The organism is Blastococcus sp. TBT05-19, from assembly GCF_003319095.1.
In the GTDB taxonomy this organism is placed as follows: Bacteria; Actinomycetota; Actinomycetes; order Mycobacteriales; family Geodermatophilaceae; genus Blastococcus.
The window spans coordinates 688,752-710,548 of sequence record NZ_QOHI01000001.1; the positions used below are offsets into that span (position 1 = coordinate 688,752).

Annotated in this window: 23 protein-coding genes; 10 read left to right on the forward strand and 13 right to left on the reverse strand. The window is 72.6% G+C overall.

The genetic code is table 11. From position 1 onward, the window contains the following. Positions 1 to 6 precede the first annotated feature (6 nt). From DQ244_RS03335 to DQ244_RS03355, 6 genes are all read right to left on the reverse strand, one after another. A complete protein-coding gene (locus DQ244_RS03335; protein WP_113810012.1) occupies positions 7 to 717 on the reverse strand; it encodes a phosphoadenylyl-sulfate reductase in 711 nt (236 codons plus the stop codon). Further along, positions 714 to 878, reverse strand: a complete 165-nt coding sequence (locus tag DQ244_RS03340; RefSeq protein ID WP_113810013.1) for an Insertion element protein — start codon at positions 876 to 878, stop codon at positions 714 to 716. The genes DQ244_RS03335 and DQ244_RS03340 overlap by 4 nt, the downstream gene beginning before the upstream one ends. Further along, positions 875 to 2,548: a nitrite/sulfite reductase gene (locus tag DQ244_RS03345; RefSeq protein WP_113810014.1), complete on the reverse strand. Its 1,674-nt coding sequence runs from the start codon at positions 2,546 to 2,548 to the stop codon at positions 875 to 877. The genes DQ244_RS03340 and DQ244_RS03345 overlap by 4 nt, the downstream gene beginning before the upstream one ends. Positions 2,549 to 2,653: 105 nt before the next feature. Further along, positions 2,654 to 2,740, reverse strand: a complete 87-nt coding sequence (locus DQ244_RS20200; RefSeq protein ID WP_369832093.1) for a putative leader peptide — start codon at positions 2,738 to 2,740, stop codon at positions 2,654 to 2,656. Positions 2,741 to 2,808: 68 nt separating this feature from the next. Beyond that, positions 2,809 to 3,345 (reverse strand): adenylyl-sulfate kinase, encoded by a 537-nt coding sequence (gene cysC, locus DQ244_RS03350; RefSeq protein ID WP_113810015.1) that lies wholly within the window; start codon positions 3,343 to 3,345, stop codon positions 2,809 to 2,811. 50 nt (positions 3,346 to 3,395) lie between these two features. Next, positions 3,396 to 3,878: an Rrf2 family transcriptional regulator gene (locus tag DQ244_RS03355; protein ID WP_233491142.1), complete on the reverse strand. Its 483-nt coding sequence runs from the start codon at positions 3,876 to 3,878 to the stop codon at positions 3,396 to 3,398. 27 nt (positions 3,879 to 3,905) lie between these two features. Between DQ244_RS03355 and DQ244_RS03360 the strand changes: the two genes are divergently transcribed. Continuing rightward, the gene (locus DQ244_RS03360; RefSeq protein WP_113810016.1) at positions 3,906 to 4,667 is read left to right on the forward strand and encodes a (deoxy)nucleoside triphosphate pyrophosphohydrolase; all 762 of its coding nucleotides are present in this window, start codon (positions 3,906 to 3,908) and stop codon (positions 4,665 to 4,667) included. A gap of 59 nt (positions 4,668 to 4,726) precedes the next feature. Here DQ244_RS03360 and DQ244_RS03365 read toward each other — a convergent pair whose 3' ends face one another. Next, entirely contained in the window at positions 4,727 to 4,900 is a 174-nt protein-coding gene (locus DQ244_RS03365; RefSeq protein ID WP_113810017.1) for a CsbD family protein, read from the reverse strand. A 371-nt stretch (positions 4,901 to 5,271) separates the two neighbouring features. On the opposite strand from DQ244_RS03365, the gene DQ244_RS03370 reads away from it, so the two are divergent. The 7 genes from DQ244_RS03370 to DQ244_RS03400 all read left to right on the forward strand — a co-directional run bounded on the left by DQ244_RS03370 (position 5,272) and on the right by DQ244_RS03400 (position 12,454). Next, positions 5,272 to 6,921, forward strand: a complete 1,650-nt coding sequence (locus tag DQ244_RS03370) for an ABC transporter substrate-binding protein (RefSeq protein ID WP_199580134.1) — start codon at positions 5,272 to 5,274, stop codon at positions 6,919 to 6,921. 141 nt (positions 6,922 to 7,062) lie between these two features. Next, positions 7,063 to 7,986: an ABC transporter permease gene (locus DQ244_RS03375; RefSeq protein WP_113810019.1), complete on the forward strand. Its 924-nt coding sequence runs from the start codon at positions 7,063 to 7,065 to the stop codon at positions 7,984 to 7,986. Then, positions 7,979 to 8,929: an ABC transporter permease gene (locus DQ244_RS03380; protein WP_113810020.1), complete on the forward strand. Its 951-nt coding sequence runs from the start codon at positions 7,979 to 7,981 to the stop codon at positions 8,927 to 8,929. Before DQ244_RS03375 ends, DQ244_RS03380 begins: the two co-directional genes overlap by 8 nt. Next, complete coding sequence (locus DQ244_RS03385; RefSeq protein ID WP_113810021.1) at positions 8,926 to 9,978, forward strand: ABC transporter ATP-binding protein; 1,053 nt, start codon at positions 8,926 to 8,928, stop codon at positions 9,976 to 9,978. Before DQ244_RS03380 ends, DQ244_RS03385 begins: the two co-directional genes overlap by 4 nt. Continuing rightward, complete coding sequence (locus DQ244_RS03390) at positions 9,971 to 11,032, forward strand: ABC transporter ATP-binding protein (RefSeq protein ID WP_113810022.1); 1,062 nt, start codon at positions 9,971 to 9,973, stop codon at positions 11,030 to 11,032. The genes DQ244_RS03385 and DQ244_RS03390 overlap by 8 nt, the downstream gene beginning before the upstream one ends. A 133-nt stretch (positions 11,033 to 11,165) precedes the next feature. After that, entirely contained in the window at positions 11,166 to 12,044 is an 879-nt protein-coding gene (gene mshB, locus DQ244_RS03395; protein WP_233491143.1) for an N-acetyl-1-D-myo-inositol-2-amino-2-deoxy-alpha-D-glucopyranoside deacetylase, read from the forward strand. Beyond that, positions 12,041 to 12,454, forward strand: a complete 414-nt coding sequence (locus tag DQ244_RS03400; protein ID WP_113810023.1) for a hypothetical protein — start codon at positions 12,041 to 12,043, stop codon at positions 12,452 to 12,454. Before mshB ends, DQ244_RS03400 begins: the two co-directional genes overlap by 4 nt. Here DQ244_RS03400 and DQ244_RS03405 read toward each other — a convergent pair. Next, positions 12,405 to 13,166 (reverse strand): GNAT family N-acetyltransferase, encoded by a 762-nt coding sequence (locus DQ244_RS03405; RefSeq protein WP_113810024.1) that lies wholly within the window; start codon positions 13,164 to 13,166, stop codon positions 12,405 to 12,407. The genes DQ244_RS03400 and DQ244_RS03405 overlap by 50 nt on opposite strands. Positions 13,167 to 13,204: 38 nt before the next feature. Then, positions 13,205 to 16,069 (reverse strand): EAL domain-containing protein, encoded by a 2,865-nt coding sequence (locus tag DQ244_RS03410; protein ID WP_158544457.1) that lies wholly within the window; start codon positions 16,067 to 16,069, stop codon positions 13,205 to 13,207. Positions 16,070 to 16,256: 187 nt separating this feature from the next. On the opposite strand from DQ244_RS03410, the gene fdxA reads away from it, so the two are divergent. Next, positions 16,257 to 16,583 (forward strand): ferredoxin, encoded by a 327-nt coding sequence (fdxA, locus tag DQ244_RS03415; RefSeq protein ID WP_091448234.1) that lies wholly within the window; start codon positions 16,257 to 16,259, stop codon positions 16,581 to 16,583. Positions 16,584 to 16,612: 29 nt separating this feature from the next. Further along, positions 16,613 to 17,701: a succinyldiaminopimelate transaminase gene (gene dapC / locus DQ244_RS03420; RefSeq protein WP_304556779.1), complete on the forward strand. Its 1,089-nt coding sequence runs from the start codon at positions 16,613 to 16,615 to the stop codon at positions 17,699 to 17,701. A 10-nt stretch (positions 17,702 to 17,711) separates the two neighbouring features. Here the strand turns inward: dapC and DQ244_RS03425 are convergent, their stop codons facing one another. The 4 genes from DQ244_RS03425 to dapD all read right to left on the reverse strand — a co-directional run bounded on the left by DQ244_RS03425 (position 17,712) and on the right by dapD (position 21,787). Further along, the gene (locus tag DQ244_RS03425) at positions 17,712 to 18,227 is read right to left on the reverse strand and encodes a GGDEF domain-containing protein (RefSeq protein ID WP_113810027.1); all 516 of its coding nucleotides are present in this window, start codon (positions 18,225 to 18,227) and stop codon (positions 17,712 to 17,714) included. 89 nt (positions 18,228 to 18,316) lie between these two features. Beyond that, positions 18,317 to 19,963 carry a zinc-ribbon domain-containing protein gene (locus DQ244_RS03430; protein ID WP_113810028.1) on the reverse strand — a complete coding sequence of 549 codons (1,647 nt, stop codon included), beginning with the start codon at positions 19,961 to 19,963 and terminating at the stop codon, positions 18,317 to 18,319. Between the two features lie 77 nt (positions 19,964 to 20,040). Continuing rightward, positions 20,041 to 20,544, reverse strand: a complete 504-nt coding sequence (locus DQ244_RS20050; RefSeq protein WP_199580136.1) for a hypothetical protein — start codon at positions 20,542 to 20,544, stop codon at positions 20,041 to 20,043. A 271-nt stretch (positions 20,545 to 20,815) separates the two neighbouring features. Further along, positions 20,816 to 21,787: a 2,3,4,5-tetrahydropyridine-2,6-dicarboxylate N-succinyltransferase gene (gene dapD, locus DQ244_RS03440; protein WP_233491144.1), complete on the reverse strand. Its 972-nt coding sequence runs from the start codon at positions 21,785 to 21,787 to the stop codon at positions 20,816 to 20,818. Positions 21,788 to 21,797 lie beyond the last annotated feature (10 nt).

Sequence of the window (21,797 nt, forward strand, 5' to 3'; positions counted from 1 at the left end):
GTCGGCTCAGGTGTGGAGGCCGCACTCCGTCTTGCCGCGGCCGGCCCAGCGCCCGGCGCGCGGGTCCTCGCCGGGGGCGACCGGACGGGTGCACGGTGCGCAGCCGATGGACCCGTAGCCGATCTCGAACAACGGGTTCACCGGGATCTGGTGCTCGACGGTGTAGGCGTCGACGACGTCCTGCGTCCAGGCGGCCATGGGGTTGACCTTGACCATGCCGCGCTTGGCGTCCCAGTCGACCAGCCGGGTGCCGGCCCGGGTGGGCGACTCGTCGCGGCGCACCCCGGAGCCCCAGGCGGCGAAGCCGGAGAGCGCCTGGGCCAGCGGCTTGACCTTGCGCAGGTCGCAGCAGAGGTCGGGGTCGCGGTCGTGCAGCTTCGGGCCGAACTCGGCGTCCTGCTGCGCCACGGTCTGCGCCGCGGTGACGTTGTGCAGCGTGATCGGCAGGACGCTGCTGATCCAGTCGCGGGTGCCGATCGTCTCGGCGAAGTGGTAGCCGGTGTCGAGGAAGACGACGTTGACGCCGGGGATCACTCGGCTCGCCAGGTGCGAGAGCAGCCCGTCGGCCATGGACGACGTGATCGCGAACTGCGGACCGAACGTCTCCCCGGCCCACTGCAGGACGGCCAGCGCCTGCTCCACCGGGTCGGCGATGCCCTCGAACCGGGCGTCGGCCTCGGCCGCCAGCTCCGGCGTCGGCGAGATGGCTGTCGTCATTCCTGCACCCCCGTCGCGATCAGGCGGACCGAGAAGGCCCGCAGACATGCGCTGCAGCGCCACCCCTGGTCCTCGTGCGGGGTGAGGTCCTCGTCGCCGCAGTACGGGCAGTGGAACACCGGCAGCTGCCGGGTCCTTCCCGACGTCGGCTCCTCGCTCACAGCAGCCAGTCCTCCTCGGCGCGGGAGACGTAGTGCGCGAAGGACTCACCGGGGGTGCGGCGCTCCTGGAAACCGCGCAGCACCCGCTCGCAGTAGTCGGCGGTCTCGGCCTTGGTCACCTTGTGGCCGCGGAACTTGCGGCCGAAGGTGGCCTCGACGCCGAGGTGCCCGCCCAGGTGCACCTGGAAGCCCTCGACCATCTCGCCGCTGTCGTCGCGCACCATCGAGCCCTTGAAGCCGATGTCGGCCGTCTGGAACCGGGCGCAGCTGTTCGGGCAGCCGTTGACGTTGATGCCGATCGGGGTGTCGAAGTCCGGGAGCCGCTTCTCGAGCTCCGCGTAGAGGTCCTGGGCGTGCTGCTTGGTCTCGACGATCGCGAGCTTGCAGAACTCCAGGCCGGTGCAGGCCATGGTGCCGCGGCGGAAGGCGCTGGGGCGCACCTGCAGGTCGTGCTCGGCGAGGGCGGTGACCAGGGCCTCCACCTTCTCGTCCGGCACGTCGAGGATGACCAGCTTCTGCTGGGTCGTCGTGCGGATGCGCCCGGCGCCGTACTCGTCGGCCAGGTCGGCGATCGTGGTGAGCAGCGAGCCGCTGATGCGCCCGGTGCGCAGCGCGAAGCCGACGGCGTTGGTGCCGTCCTTCTGCCGGCTCACGCCGACGTGGTCGCGCTGGTCGTGCTTGGCCGGGGCGGGCGCCGGCCCGTCGGGGAGCGCCTCCTCCAGGTACTCGTCCTGCAGGACCTGGCGGAACTTCTCCGGGCCCCAGTCGGCCATGAGGAACTTGATGCGGGCGCGGTTGCGCTGCCGGCGGTAGCCGTAGTCGCGGAAGACCGAGGTGCATGCGGCCCAGACGTCGGTGACCTGGTCGGGCCGCACGAAGACCCCGACCCGCTGCGCGAACATCGGGTTGGTGGACAGCCCGCCGCCGACCCACAGGTCGTAGCCGGCCTCGCCGGCCTCGTTCACCACGCCGACGAAGGAGACGTCGTCGATCTCGGGCTCGGTGCAGTGGTCCACGCACCCGGACATCGACGTCTTCCACTTGCGCGGCAGGTTGCTGAACTCGGGGCTGCCGACGTACTTGGCCACCGTCTCGGCGATGACGTCGGTGGCGTCGAGGACCTCGTCCTCGAGGATGCCGGCCAGGGGGCAGCCGAGCATGACGCGCGGCACGTCGCCGCAGGCCTCCATGGTGGACAGGCCCACCGACTCGAGACGCCGCCAGATCTCGGGCACGTCCTCGATGCGGATCCAGTGGTACTGCACGTTCTGCCGGTCGGTCACGTCGGCAACGTCGCGACCGAACTCGGTGCTGATCCCGCCGAGGACGCGCAGCGCGTCGCTGGTCAGCTGCCCGCCGTCGATGCGGGCCCGCATCATGAAGTACGAGTCCTCGAGCTCCTCCGGCTCCAGGACGGCGGTCTTCCCGCCGGGGATGCCCTGGGCGCGCTGGGTGTAGAGACCCATCCAGCGCATGCGGCCGCGGAGGTCACCCGGGTCGATCGAGTCGAAGCCGGCCTTCGAGTAGATGTCGAGGATCCGCTGACGGACCTCGAGGCCGTCGCTGTCCTTCTTCATCCGCTCGTTGGGGTTGAGCGGCTCGCGGTAGCCCAGCGCCCACTGACCCTGCCCACGCTGGGGCCGGTTGCTGGTGCGGGTGGGGGTGCTCACGTGGCTTGCTTCTTCCTGCGCTCACCGCCCTCCGGCAGCGGGCCGGAGTGACGAGGCGCTGCTGGATCGGGACGCAGCCGGAGGAGCTGCGCTGGTGAACCTGGCTCAGCGCGCGGCGCGACAGGCGGCGCTGGAGACCCGCGCCAGATCGATGTGCAGACGCGCCACGAGGAGCGCGCCGCGATCGGTCATGGGTCAAGGGTGCCACAACGGGCGGGAGGGACCGCCGTGCACCGGCCCGGGCGGGTGAGCCCGGCCGGTCAGGCCCGGTCGATCTCGGCCCGGATGCGGGCGACCGACTCCGCCAGCGGGGTGACCGAGGTGTCGATCGTCAGCTCGGCGCGCGCCGGCGGCTCGTAGGGGTCGCTGACGCCGGTGAACACCGGGATCTCCCCGCTCCGGGCCTTGGCGTAGAGGCCCTTGACGTCGCGGTCCTCGCAGACCTCCAGCGGCGTGGAGAGGTGGACCAGCACGAACCGGCCGTTCTCCTCGACCAGCTTCCGGGCCTCCTCGCGGGCGGCCTCGTAGGGAGCGATCGCGGCCACGACCACGGTGCCGCCGTGCTTGACGACCTCGCCGGCGACCCAGCCGATGCGCCGGATGTTCAGGTCGCGGTGCTCCTTGGAGAAGCTCAGCTCGCTGGACAGGTGGGTGCGGACGACGTCGCCGTCGAGCACGGTCACCGGCCGGCCGTCGGCCTCCAGCCCGGCCACCAGCGCGTCCGCGATCGTGGACTTGCCCGCGCCGGAGAGGCCGGTCAGGAACACGGTGACGCCGGGGCGCGCAGCAGCGGTCATGGCTCCCAGTGTCGCCGGGCCGGGGAGGCGGGTGGGCGGCCGGGGGCCGCTCAGTCGCCGGAGGGCCCGCTGAACGAGCGCCAGGCGTTGTCCATGGCGACCAGCTCCGCGGCGTGCGGAGGCAGCGCCCCGGCGACGACGTCGGCGACGGTGACCCCCTCGAGCACGCGGCGGTAGGCCTCCCGCGCCGCCACCCACACCCCGGCGAGCTCGGTGGCGGGGCCGGGGTAGGTGACGTCCTCCGGGCGCTGGCCGTGCACCTCGGCCAGGAAGCCCTGCTCCACCCGCATGACGCGGGCGATGGAGATCTCCGAGGCGGGCAGCGCCAGCCGGTAGCCGCCGTCGCGGCCGCGCTGGCTGGTGACCAGCCGGGCGTGCTGCAGGTCGGCGAGGATGGCCTGCAGGAACCGGGACGGGATGTCCTGGGCGGCGGCGATCTTGTCGCACGTGAGCGCGCCGGGTGCGGCCGCGGCGAGCTCGACGACTGCTCGAACGGCGTAGTCGACCCTGGCGTTGATGCGCACGACAGCCATAGTGCCGTGGTCTGGGAGAGTGCCCGCGTGTTCCAGCTGCGTTTCACCACGTTGGTGGAGGCGCCGCTCACCGTGGCGTTCGACGTCGCCCGCGCCCTCGGGCGCCCCTGGTCGTTCCCGCTGACCGAGGTCGTCTCCGTGCGCCCGGAGCACGACGTGTTCACCGCCGGCCCGGTCGGGCGCCGGGGTTGGGTGACGCACTCGCGGCGCTTCTCGGCCACCGGTGCGGGCACCCTGGTCGACGAGCAGGTCGACGGGGGGTCCGGGCTGCCGGGCGTGCTGGGCCGCGTCGTCGACCGGGTCGTGCTGCGCCCGCGGATCGCGCGGGCGATGCAGGCGCACCTCGACGCGCTGGCGGCGGCCGCCGCCCGGCGCGCGCTGGACGTGGTGCAGGTGGTCGGCGCAGCGGTGGTAGACGGGGACCGGGTGCTCGTGGCACGGCGGTCGGGCGGCGTCTACGACGGCTGCTGGGAGTTCCCCGGCGGCAAGGTGGAGCGCGGCGAACCGGAGCTGGCGGCGCTGGTGCGCGAGTGCCGGGAGGAGCTCGGGATCACCGTCGTCCCGCAGTCCTTCGTGGGGGAGGTCCTGCTGGACGGCGTCGTCGCCGGAGGGGCGCCCGGCGCCTCGACGATGCGCGTGTGGTCGGCCCGCGTGGCCGACGGCGCACCGGTCGCGCACGAGCACTCCGAGCTGCGCTGGGTCGGTGCCGGCGAGCTGGACGGGCTCGACTGGATCCCGGCCGACCGGCCCCTGCTCCCCGCCGTCCGCAGCCTCGTCGAGCGGCGGTAGGAACGCCGACGGGCGCCGCCCCCGTGGGGAGCGGCGCCCGTCGCGCAGGGCGAGGTGCCTCAGGACTTGAAGGCGTCCTTGATGTTCTCGACACCCTGCTTGAGGTTGCCCTTCGTCTCTTCCTTCTGGCCCTCGGCCTGCAGGTCGCGGTTGCCGGTGGCGTCACCGACGGCCTGCTTGCCCTTGCCGGAGACCTCTTCGATCTTGTTCGTCAGCTTGTCCGTGCCGCTCATCGCGTTACCTCCGTGCCGTCGTCGATCGTGTCCGTCGGCCCCTACCCGGTCCGGCGGTCCGCGACACCCCGGCCTGCTGAGCTGCTGCAAGGCGTCCGGCACCCGTGCGGAAACGGCTGGAAGGACCTCCGTGGAGGGACCCGCGAGGTGTGGAAGTTACGGTTGTCGCGCGGATCGTGAGCCCAGGTCACAACTCGATGACGGCCGTGGACACCCCCTCCGGGGCGTGCCTAGGGTCCACCCGTCGCAGTCCGGATGCCTGGTCGTCCGGCTGTGTTCCGCTCGTGACCACTCAGTCGTCCACCCGGCCAGAAGGCTGTGGACCGACCTGTCCGTTCCCCCCGCTCTGCGGGACGAGGGAGGCATTGCACGTGAACCTGAGCAAGCGCAGAGGTGCGCTCGTCGCGGCCGGCATCGCCACCGCGCTGGTGCTGTCCGCCTGTGGCGGCAGCGACGAGGGCGGGAGCGAGGGTGGCGGCGCGACCGGCGGCACCTTCAGCATGTACATCAACGAGCCCGAGAACCCGCTCGTCCCCGGCAACACGACCGAGAGCGAGGGTTCGCAGGTCGTCAAGTCCCTGTGGACCGGCCTGATCCAGTACGGCCCCGAGGGCGAGGTCGAGTACAGCGGCGTCGCCGACTCGATCGAGTCCGAGGACAACATCACCTGGACGGTCAAGCTCAAGGACGGCTGGACGTTCCACGACGGCAGCCCGGTGACCGCGCAGTCCTTCGTCGACGCGTGGAACTACACCGCCTACAGCCCGAACACCCAGGGTGCGTCCTACTTCTTCGCGAACATCGAGGGCTACGACGCCCTCCAGGCGCCCACCGACGACGAGGGCAACGTGACCGGCGAGCCCGCCGCCACGGAGATGACCGGCCTCGTCGTCGAGGACGACACCACCTTCACCGTCACGCTGACCGACCCGTTCGCGCAGTTCCCGGTGACGGTCGGCTACAACGCCTTCTTCCCGCTCCCGGAGTCCTTCTTCGAGGACCCGGAGGCCGCCGGCACCAACCCGATCGGCAACGGCCCGTTCAAGGCCGACGGCGAGTTCGTCCCCGGCACCGGCATCACGCTGTCGAAGTACGAGGACTACGCCGGTGAGAACGCGGCCCAGGCCGACGGCGTCGAGTACAAGATCTTCGCCGACCTGAACACCGCCTACACCGAGGTGCAGGCCGGCAACCTGGACATCACCCGGGACGTGCCGCCGGACGCGATCACCACCGCCGCCGACGAGTTCGGTGACCGGTTCCTCGAGTCCCCGTCGTCGCAGTTCACCTACGTGGGCTTCCCGACCTACGACCCGCGCTACCAGGACAAGCGGGTCCGTCAGGCCTTCTCGCTCGCGATCAACCGCGAGGAGATCACCGAGGCGATCTTCAACGGCACCCGTGCCCCCGCCGACTCGGCCATCGCGCCGGTTGTCGACGGGTACCGCGAGGGCGCCTGCGAGTACTGCGAGGTCGACGTCGAGCGGGCCAACGAGCTCCTCGACGAGGCCGGCTTCGACCGCAGCCAGCCGGTCGAGCTGTGGTTCAACTCGGGCGCCGGTCACGACGCGTGGATGGAGGCCGTGGGCAACCAGCTGCGCGAGAACCTCGGTGTCGAGTACCAGCTCCGTGGCGACCTGGACTTCTCGCAGTACCTGCCCCTGGCCGACGAGAAGGGCTTCACCGGCCCGTTCCGCCTCGCGTGGGCCATGGACTACCCGAGCCCGCAGAACTACCTGGAGCCGCTGTACTCCACGGCGGCCCTGCCGCCGGCCGGCTCGAACACCGCGTTCTACTCGAACCCCGAGTTCGACGAGCTGGTGGACGAGGGCAACCGCGCGTCGAGCAACGACGAGGCGATCGACTTCTACAACCAGGCCGAGGACGTGCTCCTCGAGGACATGCCGATCATCCCGATGTTCTTCGGGCTCGAGCAGGCGGTCCACTCGGAGAACGTGTCCGGCGTCTTCGTCGACGTGTTCGGTCAGGTCGACACCTCCAAGGTGACCGTCAACAACTGACGCTCGCCTAGCACGACCCCTGCCGCCGCCGGGGGTGCTGTCCGGACGGACAGTCGCCCCCGGCGGCGCTCGTGCGGGGGACTTTGGCACGATGGTTCCGCGTCGCCGCTCGGTCGGTGACGCGCTCACCCGAGGGGGAACATGGGCCGCTACGTAGCGCGCCGCCTGCTGCTGACGATCCCCGTCCTGTTCGGCGCCTCCTTCCTCATCTTCGCGATGGTGTACGCCCTGCCCGGCGACCCCATCCGCGCCCTCGGCGGCGACCGCCCCCTCGCGCCGGCCGTCGTCGCGCAGCTGAGGCAGGAGTTCAACCTCAACGACCCGCTCGGCATCCAGTACCTCAAGTACCTGGGTGACCTCGCGCAGGGGGACCTGGGCACCGACTTCCGCGGTCGACCGGTCCTCGACACGATCTCCCAGCGCCTGCCGGTCACGATCAAGCTCACCGTGGTCGCCATCCTGATCGAGGCCGTCATCGGCATCATCGCGGGCGTCCTGGCCGGCATCCGGCGCAACAGCTTCTTCGACAACGTGGTCCTGGTCTCGACCACCCTGGTCGTGTCGATCCCGATCCTGGTGCTGGCCTTCATCGCCCAGTTCACCTTCGGCCTCAAGCTGGGGCTGTTCCCGATCTCCGGCGTGCAGGAGGGCTGGTACTCCTTCCTGCTCCCCGGCTTCGTGCTCGCCTCCGGATCGCTCGCCTACGTCGCCCGGCTCACGCGGACGAGCGTGGCCGAGAACATGCGCGCCGACTACGTGCGCACGGCGCGGGCCAAGGGCCTGCCGAACCGGACGGTCGTCGTGCGGCACACCCTGCGGAACAGCCTGATCCCGGTGGTCACGTTCGTGGGTGCCGACATCGGCACGCTGCTGGGCGGCGCCATCGTCACGGAGTCGGTGTTCAACCTGCCCGGCATCGGGCGGGCGATCTTCGACGCGGTGCGCGCCCAGGAGGGGGCGGTCGTGGTCGGCATCGTGACCCTGATGGTCTTCTTCTTCATCTTCTTCAACCTGGTCGTCGACGTGCTCTACGCCGTCCTCGACCCGAGGATCCGCTATGAGTGACCAGCAGCAGGCAGACCTGCGCAAGGACGAGGTCGAGGCCGGCACCACCACCGGTCTGGCCAGTCCGTCGGTCGACGTCACCAGCGACCGGCAGAACAGCCTCTGGAGCGACGCCTGGAAGCAGCTGCGCCGCAACGTCCTGTTCTGGATCGGCGCCGTCCTGGGGCTGCTGTTCCTGCTGATGGCCCTCTTCCCGCGGGTCTTCTCCCGCGGAGCTGACCCGCGCGACTGCAGCCTCTCCCGCTCCAGCCAGGCGCCGTCGTCGGAGCACTGGTTCGGTTTCGACCAGCAGGGCTGCGACTACATGGCCAACGTCGTGCACGGCGCGCGGAACTCGCTGATCATCGGCCTGCTCGCCGTGGCGGTCATCCTGGTCCTGGGCGTCGTCGTCGGCGCCGTCAGCGGCTTCTTCGGCGGCGTCGTCGACAGCCTGCTCTCCCGGGTCGCCGACATCTTCTACGCCCTCCCGCTCATCCTCGGCGCGCTGGTGGTGCTGCGCAGCGGCTTCCTGGGCCGGGGCGTCGTGGCGGTGGCGATCGCGCTGGCGGCCTTCGGGTGGATGACGGCGATGCGGCTCGTGCGGTCGCAGGTGATCGCCGTCAAGAGCTCGGACTACGTGGCCGCCGCGCGCGCCATGGGGGCGTCCAACGGCCGGATCCTGCTGCGGCACATCCTGCCCAACGCGGTCGCGCCGGTGCTCGTCTACGCGACCATCACCATCGGTGTGCTGATCGCCGCCGAGGCCACGCTGACCTTCCTCGGCGTCGGTCTCCAGCGGCCGGCGATCTCGTGGGGGCTGCAGATCGACGCCGGTCAGCGGCTGCTGCGCATCGCCCCGCACCTGGTCCTCTTCCCCAGCCTGATCCTGACCATGACGGTGATGGCGTTCGTCATGATGGGCGACGCGCTGCGCGACGCCCTCGACCCGAGGCAGCGTTCATGAGCACCGCGTCGACGTCCCTCCCGTCCGGCCCGGCCCGCGCCGGGACGGGCCCCCTGCTCGAGGTGCAGGACCTGCGCGTCCGGTTCCGCACCGGCTCCGGGCTGGTCAACGCCGTCAACGGGGTCAGCTACACCGTGTCGGAGGGGGAGACCCTCGCGATCCTCGGTGAGTCCGGCTCGGGCAAGTCGGTCTCCGCGCAGGCGATCATGGGCATCCTCGACATGCCGCCGGCGGAGATCACCAGCGGTCGGATCGTCTTCGAGGGCCGCGACCTGCTCACCGTCCCGGCGGAGGAGCAGCGCAAGGTCCGCGGCCCCGGCATCTCGATGATCTTCCAGGACGCGCTGTCCTCGCTGAACCCCGTGTACAGCGTGGGGTTCCAGATCGGTGAGATGTTCCGGGCGCACCGGGGCATGTCGCGCAAGGACGCGAAGAAGCGCGCCGTCGAGCTGATGGACCGGGTGCGCATCCCGGCCGCCGCCCAGCGGGTCAACGACTACCCGCACCAGTTCTCCGGCGGTATGCGGCAGCGCGTCATGATCGCCATGGCGATCGCGCTGGACCCCCGGGTCCTCATCGCCGACGAGCCGACGACGGCCCTCGACGTCACGGTGCAGGCGCAGGTCATGGACCTGCTCAAGGATCTGCAGCGCGACACCGGGATGGGCCTGGTGCTCATCACCCACGACCTCGGCGTGGTCAACGAGGTCGCCGACAACGTCGCCGTCATGTACGCCGGTCGCATCGTGGAGCGCGGCACGGTCGACGACGTCTTCAGCAACCCGGCCCACCCGTACACCGAGGGCCTGATGAGCTCCATCCCGCAGGTGGAGGCCAAGGGCGGTCGGCTGCTGCCGATCGGCGGTCAGCCGCCGAACCTGGCCCACATCCCGTCGGGGTGCCCGTTCCACCCGCGGTGCCCCAAGCGCCGGATCGGCGCCGACGCACTGCCCGGTCGCCACTGCGCCGAGGACGTCCCGCCGCTGCGGCTCGTCGTCCCCGGTCGCGAGGCGGCCTGCCACTACAGCGAGGAGGTGCTCGGTGTCTGAGCCCACCGAGGAGGCGGCGACGCCGCTGCCGGAGGTCGCCCCGGGGGAGGTCCTGCTCGAGGTCAACGACCTCAAGAAGCACTTCCCGCTCACCCAGGGCATCGTCTTCAAGCGCACCGTCGGTCACGTCCGCGCCGTCGACGGCGTGAACCTGAGCCTCCGTCGCGGCGAGACGCTCGGCCTGGTCGGCGAGTCCGGCTGCGGCAAGTCGACCGTCAGCAAGCTCTTGGTCGCGCTGGAGAAGCCGACCAGCGGCGAGATCCTCTACAAGGGCCGCGACGTCGCGAAGATGGGTGGACGCGCGCTCAAGCAGTACCGGCGCGAGGTCCAGATCATCTTCCAAGACCCGTACGCCTCGCTGAACCCGCGCATGACCGTCGGTGACATCGTCGCCGAGGGCTGGTCGGTGCACGCCGACATCGCGCCCCGCAAGGGCCGGCTGAAGCGCACCCAGGACCTCATGGAACGGGTCGGCCTCAACCCCGACTTCGTGAACCGCTACCCCCACCAGTTCTCCGGTGGCCAGCGGCAGCGCATCGGCATCGCCCGGGCCCTGGCCCTGCAGCCGGAGATCATCGTCTGCGACGAGCCGGTCAGCGCCCTGGACGTCTCGGTGCAGGCCCAGGTGGTGAACCTGCTCGAGGACCTGCAGGACGACTTCGGTCTGTCCTACCTGTTCATCGCGCACGACCTCTCGGTCGTCCGGCACATCTCCGACCGCGTCGCCGTGATGTACCTCGGCAGCGTGGTGGAGGAGGGGACCGACGCCCAGGTGTACACCGCGGCGTCGCACCCCTACACCCAGGCGCTGCTCTCCTCGGTGCCGGTGCACGAGCCGCACCTGCGCGGGCTCAAGGAGCGGATCCTGCTGCAGGGCGACGTGCCCAGCCCCGCGAACCCGCCCTCGGGCTGCCGGTTCCGCACGCGCTGCTGGAAGGCGCAGGACATCTGCGCCACCGAGGCCCCGGCGCTGATCGACCGCGGTCAGGGACACCCGTCGGCCTGCCACTTCGCCGAGGCCCGCCAGGTCGTCCCGGTGGAGAGCGAGGGATAGTTGCTCGGTCGCGCCGAGTGGGGCCCGGAGGGTTTCGCGCAGGCGCGACGCAGCGGCTCCGCGTGATGGGGGGACGGCACCTGGCCGCGGTGCGATCCGGCAGGATCGCAGTGTGATCGCTCTTTCTCGCCGCTTGCTCCTCGTCCACGCACATCCGGACGACGAGACGATCAACAACGGCGCCACCATGGCGCGCTACGTCGCGGAGGGCGCCCAGGTCACCCTCCTCACCTGCACGCTGGGTGAGGAGGGCGAGATCCTCGTCCCCGCGCTGGAGCAGCTGGCGGCCGACCAGGCCGACCAGCTCGGCGGTTACCGGATCTGGGAGCTGCGGACGGCGATGGACGCCCTCGGCGTCACCGACATCCGCTTCCTCGGCGGCGCGGGGCGGTACCGCGACTCCGGCATGATGGGCGTGCCGTCCAACGGCCACCCGCGCGCCTTCTGGAACGCCGACCTCGACGAGGCGATCGCGCACGCGGTCGCGGTCGTGCGCGAGGTCCGCCCGCAGGTCGTGGTCACCTACGACGAGAACGGCGGCTACGGCCACCCCGACCACATCCAGGCGCACCGGGTGGCGATGGGCGCGGTGGCGGCCGCCGCCGACCCCGCCTACCGGCCCGACCTCGGCGAGGCGTGGACCGTGGCCAAGGTCTACTGGTGCTGCATGCCGCGATCGGTCCTGCAGCGGGGCATCGACGCGATGGCCGCCGCCGGTGACCAGACGTTCTTCGAGGGCGTGACCAGCGCCGACGACGTCCCCTTCGGGGTGCCCGACGAGCAGGTGACGGCGGCGGTCGACGGGAGCCGGTACGCCCGGGAGAAGGACGCCGCCATGCGCTCGCACCCCACGCAGATCATGGTCGACGGGCCCTTCTTCGCCCTCTCGAACAACCTCGGCCTGGAGATGATGGCGGTCGAGTACTACCGGCTGGTGCAGGGCGAGCGCGGCCCGGCCGGAGCGGGTCCGGAGGGGTGGGAGGACGACCTCTTCGCCGGCGTCGCCGGATGACGTCGGTGCGTGCGGCCGCGGTGGGGCTGGGCGCCGTCGCCGTCGCCGGGTGGCTGGCGCTGGTGGAGGTCTTCTGGCTGCCGCTGCGCGTGGGCGGGGTCCCGGTGCCGGTGTCGGTCCTGGCTGCGGTCGCGGGCAACGTGCTGCTGGTGCGCGCGGCACTGCACCTGTCGGGGTCGCGGGTGGTCGCGGCGCTGCCCGCGGTCGTGTGGCTGGTCGTGGCGGTCGCCGGGATGGGCCGTCGGCCGGAGGGGGACCTGGTCATCACCAGCGGCGCGGTGAACCTGACGTTCCTCGCCGCCGGGGTCGTCGCCGCGGCGTTCTCCGTCGGCCTGGTGCTGGGCGGCCCGCGCGGACGGGTCAGGCCGGAGCCGGCGCCGTCCGGTAGTGGTACCGGTGGTGCTCGGTGAAGCCGAGCCGCTCGTAGAGGGCGAGGGCCGGCGCGTTCGACGCGGCGACCTGCAGGAGGCATCCCCGCCCGCCCCGGGAGCGGGCGTCGGCGCCCAGCGCCGCCATGACTGCGGTGGCCAGCCCCCGGCGGCGGTGGGCATCGGCGACGGTGACGGCGCTGATGACCAGCCAGCCGTCCTCCAGCACCCCGCGCGCGACGGCGGCGAGCGGCGCCGGCCGATCGTCGAGGCGCACCGAGGCGAACACCGGGCTGCTGCCGGTGCGGAGCACGGTCGCGGCGGCCGGGGGCAGGGCCGCTCCGCGGTACCGGTAGCCCTGCAGCCAGGCGTCGTCGGGCTCGGCCGCGAGGACGACCGGGACTGCCAGCGCCCGGTCGGTACAGCCGACCAGGGGCGCGGTGAGCACGAGGTTGTCCTCCTCCCGGGTCCAGCCGGCCGCGGCGAACGCCGCGTCCGCCTCCTCGCCGCCGGGCACGGGCACGGCGGCGCAGGGCCGCAGGCCGCGCGTGCGGTACCACCCGGTCACCTCGGTGACGGCCGACGGCAGGTCCACCGGGGCCGGGCCGACGACCAGCACCGAGTTGGCGCGGCCGGTGAAGCCGCCGCCGGCGCGCAGCAGCCAGTCGCCGTACGGCTCTTCCTCGGAGCCGCGCCAGGTGCGGGCCGCGAGCCGCTCGAGGTCGTCGACGGCGGGGAGCGGCAGCGCGGTCATGCCGCTGATCCTGCCGCCCGGCCCCGTCCGCTCCGAGGTCAGGGAGCCGTCGGCCCGCCGAGCGCGGGAACCGCCGGCGCGGGGTGGGCGGCGAGCCAGCCCGGCACCTGGTCGGCCGGCATCGGCCGCGCGATGTGGTAGCCCTGCGCGACGTCGCAGCCCCAGGAGCGCAGCGCGGCGAGCGCGGCGGCGTCCTCGACGCCCTCGACGACCATGCTCATGCCCAGGTCCCGGCTCAGCTGCAGGGTGCTGCGCACGATCGCGACCGCCCGCGGGTCGGTCGTGAGGTGGGTGACGAAGCTGCGGTCGAGCTTCAGCTCGTCCACCGGCAGCGCGCGCAGGTAGGACAACGAGGAGTAGCCCGTGCCGTAGTCGTCCACCGAGAGCCGGACGCCGAGGCGGCGCAGCCCGGCCATGACCTGCTGGCTGCGCGCTGCGTCGGCCATCAGGACGTCCTCGGTGATCTCCAGGATGAGCGCCTCGGCCGGCACGGCGAACGCGTCCAGCAGCATCGCCACCTGCTCGGGCAGGGCGACGTCCTGGAGGTTGGACACCGACAGGTTGACGGCCACGGACAGGTCGTGCCCCTGCGCCCGCCAGCCCCGGACGTCGTGCAGCGCACGCTCCAGCACCCGAAGGGCCAGCCGGCGCATCAGGCCGGCCTGCTCCGCGAGGGGCAGGAAGACGTCGGGGTAGAGCACCCCGCGGGTCGGGTGGTTCCAGCGGACCAGCGCCTCCAGGCCGGTGATCCGGCCGGTGCGCAGGTCGAGCTTGGGCTGGTAGTGGTTGTCCAGCTGCTCGCTGTCCAGCGCGGTGCGCAGCTGCTCGAGGGTCTCGAGCCGGTCGCGGGTGGCGGTCGTGCCGTCGGGCGCCCACACCTCGAAGCCGTGCCGGCCGCGCTTGGCCGCGTACATGGCGGTGTCGGCGCGGGCCAGGAGCAGCGAGCGGTCGCGCCCGTGGTCGGGGCACAGGGCGATGCCGACGCTGGCGTCCACGTGCAGCGGCATGCCGTCGAGGACGAAGGCCTCCCGGAGGGCGGCGCCGAGCTCCGCGCCCACCTCGCGGGCGCGGTCGGCGTCGGCGTCGGGGAGCAGGACGGCGAACTCGTCGCCGCCCATGCGGGCCAGCAGGTCGCCGGGGCGCAGCGCCTGCTGGAGACGGGGCCCCACCAGGCAGAGCAGGTCGTCGCCGACGCTGTGCCCGAAGCTGTCGTTGATCTCCTTGAACCGGTCGAGGTCGATCATGAGCAGCGCGCAGCTGCGGTCGCCGTCGCCGTAGACGGTGGCCTCGACCTCCTCGATGAACCGCCGGCGGTTGGCCAGCCCGGTGAGCGGGTCGTGGTGCGCCTCGGTGGCCAGCTGGGCCAGCCGGAGCTGGGCGGCGGCGCGCAGCTCGGCGTTCTCGACGACGAGGGAGCCCTCGAGGGTCACCTGCCGGACGGCGTCGCGGACCGACGGGGACCAGGTCCGGGCGGTGCCCACGACGCCGCTGACGACCAGGCCGCGCAGCCGGTCGCCGGAGATCAGCGGCACGCTGACGTACGAGGCGAGGTCCAGCGCCTCGCACAGCCGGGGGTCGAGCAGGTCGCTGGTGGTCGTGTCCTCGACGAACACCGGCGCCTTCTGCACGGCGGTCAGCCGCCACAGCGGGACCTCGGTCCCGGGCCGGCCCACCAGCTGCTGCTGGACGACCTCCTTGTGGTCCTCGGCCCAGTCCACGTGCCGGATCTCGTCGACGCGGTCGTCGGCGTCGACCAGGTAGGCCGCGCTGCGGGAGGTGCCGGCCAGCCGCTGGACCGCACGGGCGACCACCTCGGCCGCCTCGGCGACGCCGGTGGCGCTCGATCCGTCGACGAGCAGCTGGCGGACGACGCGGGCGGTGTTCAGCGAGGTCGCGCGGGCCTGGCTGGTGCGGGCCTGCTCGATGACGCCGCCGAGGTGCGCGCCGGCGGCCGCGGCCAGGCGGCGGACGTCCTCGGAGAAGGGCCGCACGTGGGTGCTGTCCAGCGTGAGGACGCCGGCGAGCTCGGGGCTGCGGCCGAGCGGGACGGCCAGCGCCGAGGCGACGTGGAAGGAGTCGACCCACCAGTCCGGCAGGAGGCCGGAGCCCCGGTCGGCGGTCAGCGGCTCACCGGTCCGCAGCACCGTCTCGGCCAGCTCCAGGGACACGGGGGCGTTGCGGAACTGCAGCCAGGTGGCCAGGTCGCGGCGGCCGTCGGCGTAGGCGGCCATGCTCGGGACGAGCCGGCCGTCCTCGAGCAGGAAGATGCAGGCGCGCTCGACCTCGCCGAGCTCGGCGAGCTGCCGGCAGGCGGAGGCGAGCAGGGAGTCCGTGGACTCGGCCTGCGCCGCCGACTCGATGAGGCCGAGCAGCACCGCGGCCTGGTCCAGGCGGCGCTGCTGCGAGCGGCGTGCCCAGGCCTCGCACAGGGCGGCGGCGAGCCGGGGGGCGATCTGCCGCAGCAGGTGCGGGGAGGCAGCGGCCGCGGGCTCGACGGTGAGGACGCCGATGACCTGGCCGTCGAGGACGAGCGGCTCGCCGTGGGCCGAGCGGATGCCGACCTCGGCCAGCTGCCGGTCGGTGGCCCGGCGACCGTCGGCGCGGCCGGTCACGGACTGGCGGGCGCGGACGACGGCGGCGAGGAACGGGGAGTCGGAGAGCAGGGCGGGGGTGATCAGCGCCGGGTGCGGCTCCTGCTGCTCGGCCCCCGGTCGGACGGCCTGGCGGAAGGGCACGACGAGCTCGGTGGTGGCCTCGTGGACCCACACCGACACGCGGGTGGCGCCGCACGACGAGCGCAGCCGCTCGAGCAGGCTCTCGAGGGCTGCAGAGGCGTCGTACGGGGACGCCGGCGACGACGATCGTCGCGGCGCGGCCTCGCGGTGCGTCGTCTGCTCGGGCACGTCGTTGTCTTCGGCGGATGCGCGCCGGTCTTGAGCAGGGACTTCGCAGCCACCTCGAAGGGGGCAGGGATCCCTCGGCGGGGATCCCGTCGAACGGGCTGCGGCGCCGGAGGTGATACTAGGTGCGCATCTGGCGCCCCCGGTCACCGGCCGAGGACGTCGCCGAACGTCCCCGGGAGGGAACCCCGTGACCTACGTCATCACCCAGGCCTGCGTCGACGTTCTCGACAAGGCGTGCATCGACGAGTGTCCGGTGGACTGCATCTACGAGGGCGACCGGATGCTCTACATCCACCCCGACGAGTGCGTGGACTGCGGCGCGTGCGAGCCGGTCTGCCCGGTCGAGGCCATCTACTACGAGGACGACGTCCCGGACAAGTGGAAGGACTTCTACAACGCCAACGTGGAGTTCTTCTCCGACCTGGGCAGCCCCGGTGGCGCCGCGAAGACCGGCAAGGTCGGCAAGGACCACCCGCTGGTCGCCGCGCTCCCGCCCCAGGGCGAAGGTCACTGACCGCTCCGGGTCCCGGCGCGCCCCGCGCGCTGCCGGACTTCCCCTGGGACTCCCTCGCCGGGGCGCGGGCGCGTGCCGCCCAGCACCCCGGCGGGGTCGTCGACCTCTCCATCGGGACCCCGGTCGACGAGACGCCGCCGGTGCTGCGGGACGCGCTCGCGGCGGCCGCTGACGCACCGGGCTACCCGACGGCTCTGGGCACGTCCGCGCTGCGCACCGCCGCGGCGGGCTGGCTGCGGCGTCGGCTGGGTGTCGACGTCGCCGATCCCGCCGGCGCCGACCCCTCGGTGATCCCGACGGTGGGCTCCAAGGAGCTCGTCGCCCTGCTGCCCACGCTCCTGGGCCTGCAGGGAACCGGCACGACCGTCGTGCTCCCCGAGATCGCCTACCCGACCTACGAGGTGGGCGCGGTCCTCGCCGGCCTCGCGGTGCGCCGGTGCGACAGCCCGCCCGCCGACGCGGCCGCCGTCTCCCTGGTCTGGCTGAACTCCCCGGGGAACCCGCACGGCCGGGTGCTCTCCGACGACGAGCTCCGGGCGTGGGTCGCCTGGGGCCGGGCGCACGGCGTCCCCGTCGTCGCCGACGAGTGCTACATCACCCTGGGCTGGGACGTCGAGCCCCGCTCGATCCTGCACCCGGCGATCGCCGGCCCGGACCACTCCGGCCTGCTCGCCGTGCACTCGCTGTCCAAGCAGTCCAACGCCGCCGGCTACCGGGGCGGGCTGCTCTCCGGCGACCCGGCTCTCGTGCGCCGGGTCTGGGAGGTGCGCCGGCACCTGGGTCTGCTGGTACCCGCACCGGTGCAGGCGGCCGTGGCCGCGGCCCTGGACGACGACGCGCACGTCGACAGCCAGCGCGAGCGGTACCGCGGCCGTCGCGAACGCCTGCTGGCCGCGGTGCGCGGGGCCGGGATGCGGGTCGACCACTCCGAGGCCGGGCTCTACCTGTGGGCGACCCGCGACGAGGACTGCTGGGTCACCATCGACCGGCTCGCCGGGCTCGGCATCGTCGCCGCCCCGGGGAGCTTCTACGGTCCCGCCGGAGCCCGGCACGTGCGGCTGGCGCTGACCGCCTCCGACGAGCGGATCGACGCGGCGGTCGAGCGCCTGCGCGCCTGAGCGGGTTCGGTCAGGCGACCGGCTCGCGGTAGCGGATCACCGTGCCGGCGCCGACGCGGCGGGCCGCGGTCAAGCTGAGCGTGGCGCGGCGGAACACCTCACCGGCGCTCAGGTCCGGCGTCAGCGGCGCGATCGCGGCCGAGGCGGAGAGGCCCGGGATGCCGAGGGCGTCGATGGCGGCCAGCAGGCGGGGGCCCACGACCTCCGCGGTCGACTCCGGTCCGGCGAAGACGATGCCGAACTCGGCGGCACCGGAGGCACCCAGCCAGTCGTCGCCCCGCACCGAGCGGGCCAGCAGCGAGGTGACCTGCGCCAGCGCCGTCCTCGAGGTCGGCCAGCCGTCGTCACGGCGGAGCAGGCCGATCACCAGGAGGGTGACCGGCTGCTCGGCGGAGCCGGGCAGCGCGTCGGCGAGCCGCTCGAGCAGCGCCTCACGAGTGGGCAGCAGCACCGGCATGTCGTCGACCGCGGGCGCGGTGACCGCCGGGGGAACGGCCGGGGGGAAGTCGTTGGACGCGATCGTCATGGCCGAGGTGTCGGAGCGCCCGGGCCGATGGTTGAGCGCCGGGACCCGCCAGTACCCCTCCCGGGGGAACTAGATCGTGCGCAATGTGATCAGCTGCACTCAAGAGTTCCAGTGGCGCGGCGAGCGGCGCGATCACCGAACCCCTGGTTCACGTCCAGGTCTCGAGGGCGACGCCTCGCTGCCCCTCGCCTCCCTCCACACGGGCGGCAACCAGCGTGGGGACGGCGGTTGAGCGCTTGGGGCGTCGTAACCCGTGGCCGGCGGCAGTACTGGCAGAGCCATCTGCAGCGGTCGGTGCTGTTCGGCTTGAGGTGGAACAGGCTCCTGTCCGGGTTCTCGAGATTCTCCACGAAGTACGGGATCAGCTCCGGGTGCCTGTCGGCGAAGCTCTGACCTGCATGTGGTCGGGCTGACCGGTCCGCCCCGCGGCGGTACGAGCACGGTGGACAGCCGGTCCGGGCCACCGTCCGATTCGCCACTCGGGCTTCCCACTCGTGCCCGCACACCGCACAACGCCACAGGGCCCGGTCATCCCCGGACGGTGCGAGGTCAGCGGCCGTGAGCCCGGGCCGATCGATCGCCTCGACGAACTGCGCCGCCACGTCCGGGTAGTCCGACGAGAGGCTGCGGAGGCGAAGTCCTGACCGGAGTCGTCGCCACTTGATGTCTGCTCGGGCCCTCGCTGCTGCACGTGCTTCGGCTGTGGGCTCGTCGACGAGCGTGTCGGGCTGGAAGGCGAGCAGCGCGCGGAGCACTGCCGAAGCCCATGTCCACGGATCGTCCTCGTCGCCGTCGTCGAGCACGACCTGCTGCTCGGGCGAGGATCGCCCGGCTGGCAGCGGTCCGAGGCCATTTGGACGCACGCGGACATACCTTTCGCCGGCGAGCCGGTCGAGCTTGCGTGCATCTCGGCCTACGGCCTCGGTCGGGGCGTGCCAGCGTGTGGGATCCAGGTCGACGAGCAGGTCGGCGCCGGTCACCAGGAGGTCGATGCGGTCCTCGCCAGCGCGGTCGCTACGTGCACGTCGCGGACCGAGGACGACCGGCAGACCGCTGCTGAGCTGGACGAGTTCGGCCACCTCGAACTCGAGCCGGCTCGTCCACAGACCGGCCAGGCAGGTCGGGCACTGGCTGCCGTTCTTCACCCGCTGCCGCGCCGACGTCTCCCAGGTGTGGCCACGCCGGCAGCGCCACAGCACGCGGTTGTGGGAGCCGCTCGGAGTGCTGGAGACGTCCCGATCCGGTCGGTCCAGGTTCCTCACGAAGTCTCTGACCAGTTCATCGGAGATCTCGGACAGAGGCCGGGACTTGGCGGGGCGGGCCCGGGCGATCTCCACCTGGCGGCGACGTGCGCAGCCTGGACAGCCCGAGCGTCGCTTGGTCCGGTTGGCCACGGACGTGATCCACTCCGTGTCGCACGAGGAGCACGTCCAGCGGCAGCGCGCCCCACTGCCCGTCATGAGGTCGTCGGGCCGGTAGTGAGAGGGGGCTCCGTCGACCACTCCGGCGAACTCGGCAGCGATCTCCGGATGCATCCGCGCCAGGCCATGGGTGCGGGCTCTGAGGGCCCGCGCGTCCAAGCCCCACCCGCGGGCAGCCAGGCGGACCATCGATCCGCTCCGCCCGTAGAGCCGGCCCACGTCGTCGGGTGTGAGGCCACTGGCGAACAACCTGCTGAGCGAGTCGCGGTCGACGGCCCGCCACGTCAGCGGCCTGCCACCGTCCGAAACTTCCACGTCCGGAGGATTCGCGACGGGTGTGACATTCCCGTCCCTCTCCAGGGCCGCTCAGACGTTCTCGGTGACCGTGTTCCTCACGCGCACGACCACGTCGCGGGCGCAGCCGGGCCGAGGGCGCTGGTGAGCTCTTCCGCGAACACGGACCACCTCCCGTAGGCGAGCGGGAAGGCGCTGCGCTGGACGGCGTCGGCGACGAGCGTGAGCTCGCCGGTCTCCCACCCGGGGATCTGCACGAGCCGGTCGTAGAACTGACCGGCCGCATAGACCGGGTCCTGCACCTGCTCCGGCGTGCCCCATCCCTGGGAGGGACGCTGCTGGAAGAGGCCGAGCGAGTCCCGGTCGCCGTAGTCGAGATTCCGTAGGGTCGACTCCTGCATGGCCGTCGCCAGCGCGATGACCACGGCTCGATCTGGCAGACCCCGTGAGCGGCCCACCTCGGCGATGGTGGCCGCGTTCTGGATCTGCTCGGCGGTGAGCGTGACCGATGAGTTCGGCAGGGTGCAGGTGCCCGCCGCGGGCATCTCCGGCCCGCGCTCGGTGCCCCAGGCCACGGCCGCGAACAGGACGGCCGCCACCACGAGCGCCGGCCACCAGCGGGCGATGCCGCTCCCCGCGCCGGAACCCCGGGCTGCCGGGCGCGACGACCTCCGGGACGGACGGCGGCGCGAGCCGCTCCCTCGACCACCGCTGCCGCGTGAGGATCCGCGACCGGCGGACGACCGCGGTCGCGAAGTGCTGCGCGCCCGCCCGGCGGCGGGATGCGTCGCGGTGCGGGGGCTGGTCATCGGACCCAGGGTAGGTGGCGAACCTGGCGGTTCCCTGGCACCGCCACCGTGGGGTGGCTCTCCTTCAGTTGGCGTGCAGGTCCGCGTTCAGCTGGCCCCAGGTGCCCTCGCGGGGCAGGGCCTCCAGCGCGCCGCTGACGCTGTTGCGCCGGAACAGCAGGCCGTTGCGGCCGGACAGCTCCTTGCCCTTCACCACCGAGCCGTCGGGCAGCGTGATCCGCGACCCCGCGGTGACGTAGCAGCCGGCCTCGACGACGCAGCCGTCGCCCAGCGAGATGCCGATGCCGGAGTTGGCGCCCAGCAGGCAGCCGCTGCCGATCGAGATGACCTCTGCGCCACCGCCGGACAGGGTGCCCATGATCGAGGCGCTGCCACCAATGTCGCTGTCGGCGCCCACGACGACGCCGGCGCTGATCCGGCCCTCGACCATGGAGGGGCCCAGCGTGCCGGCGTTGAAGTTGACGAAGCCCTCGTGCATCACCGTGGTGCCCTCGGCGAGGTGGGCGCCCAGCCGGACCCGGTCGGCGTCGGCGATGCGCACGCCGGAGGGGATGACGTAGTCGACCATCCGCGGGAACTTGTCGACGCCGAAGACGGTCACGTGCCCGACGGCGGCCCGCAGCCGGTGGGCGTTGAACGTCGCCGCCTCCACCGGGCCGGCGCTGGTCCAGGCCACGTTGGTGAGCAGGCCGAAGATGCCGGTCATGTTCGCCTGGTGCGGCCGGATCAGCCGCGAGGAGAGCAGGTGCAGCCGCAGCCAGACGTCGTGGGTGTCCGCGGCGGGCGCGGACAGGTCGGCGATGACCGTGCGCACGGCGATGACCTCGACGCCACGCGCCTCGTCCCGGCGCACCAGGCCGCCGTAGTCGGGGCCGAGCTCGCCCGACAGCTCCAGCGCACCCAGGCGGGTCGTCCCGGAGGCGGCACCGTCGGGCGCCCCGAGCCGGGGCTCGGGGTACCAGGTGTCGAGCACCGTCCCCGACGGGGTCACGGTGGCCAGGCCGGCGGCGGATGCGGAGACGGGCGCGGCAGTCACGGGGACGACG

What these genes read in the sequence shown, in the direction of transcription:
- DQ244_RS03335 (WP_113810012.1), bottom strand. Translation starts at nt 717, where the DNA reads ATGACGACAGCCATCTCGCCGACGCCGGAGCTGGCGGCCGAGGCCGAC.
- DQ244_RS20200 (WP_369832093.1), bottom strand. Translation starts at nt 2,740, where the DNA reads ATGACCGATCGCGGCGCGCTCCTCGTGGCGCGTCTGCACATCGATCTG.
- cysC (WP_113810015.1), bottom strand. Translation starts at nt 3,345, where the DNA reads ATGACCGCTGCTGCGCGCCCCGGCGTCACCGTGTTCCTGACCGGCCTC.
- DQ244_RS03355 (WP_233491142.1), bottom strand. Translation starts at nt 3,878, where the DNA reads ATGGCTGTCGTGCGCATCAACGCCAGGGTCGACTACGCCGTTCGAGCA.
- DQ244_RS03365 (WP_113810017.1), bottom strand. Translation starts at nt 4,900, where the DNA reads ATGAGCGGCACGGACAAGCTGACGAACAAGATCGAAGAGGTCTCCGGC.
- DQ244_RS03375 (WP_113810019.1), top strand. Translation starts at nt 7,063, where the DNA reads ATGGGCCGCTACGTAGCGCGCCGCCTGCTGCTGACGATCCCCGTCCTG.
- DQ244_RS03380 (WP_113810020.1), top strand. Translation starts at nt 7,979, where the DNA reads ATGAGTGACCAGCAGCAGGCAGACCTGCGCAAGGACGAGGTCGAGGCC.
- DQ244_RS03385 (WP_113810021.1), top strand. Translation starts at nt 8,926, where the DNA reads ATGAGCACCGCGTCGACGTCCCTCCCGTCCGGCCCGGCCCGCGCCGGG.
- DQ244_RS03400 (WP_113810023.1), top strand. Translation starts at nt 12,041, where the DNA reads ATGACGTCGGTGCGTGCGGCCGCGGTGGGGCTGGGCGCCGTCGCCGTC.
- DQ244_RS03405 (WP_113810024.1), bottom strand. Translation starts at nt 13,166, where the DNA reads ATGACCGCGCTGCCGCTCCCCGCCGTCGACGACCTCGAGCGGCTCGCG.
- DQ244_RS03425 (WP_113810027.1), bottom strand. Translation starts at nt 18,227, where the DNA reads ATGACGATCGCGTCCAACGACTTCCCCCCGGCCGTTCCCCCGGCGGTC.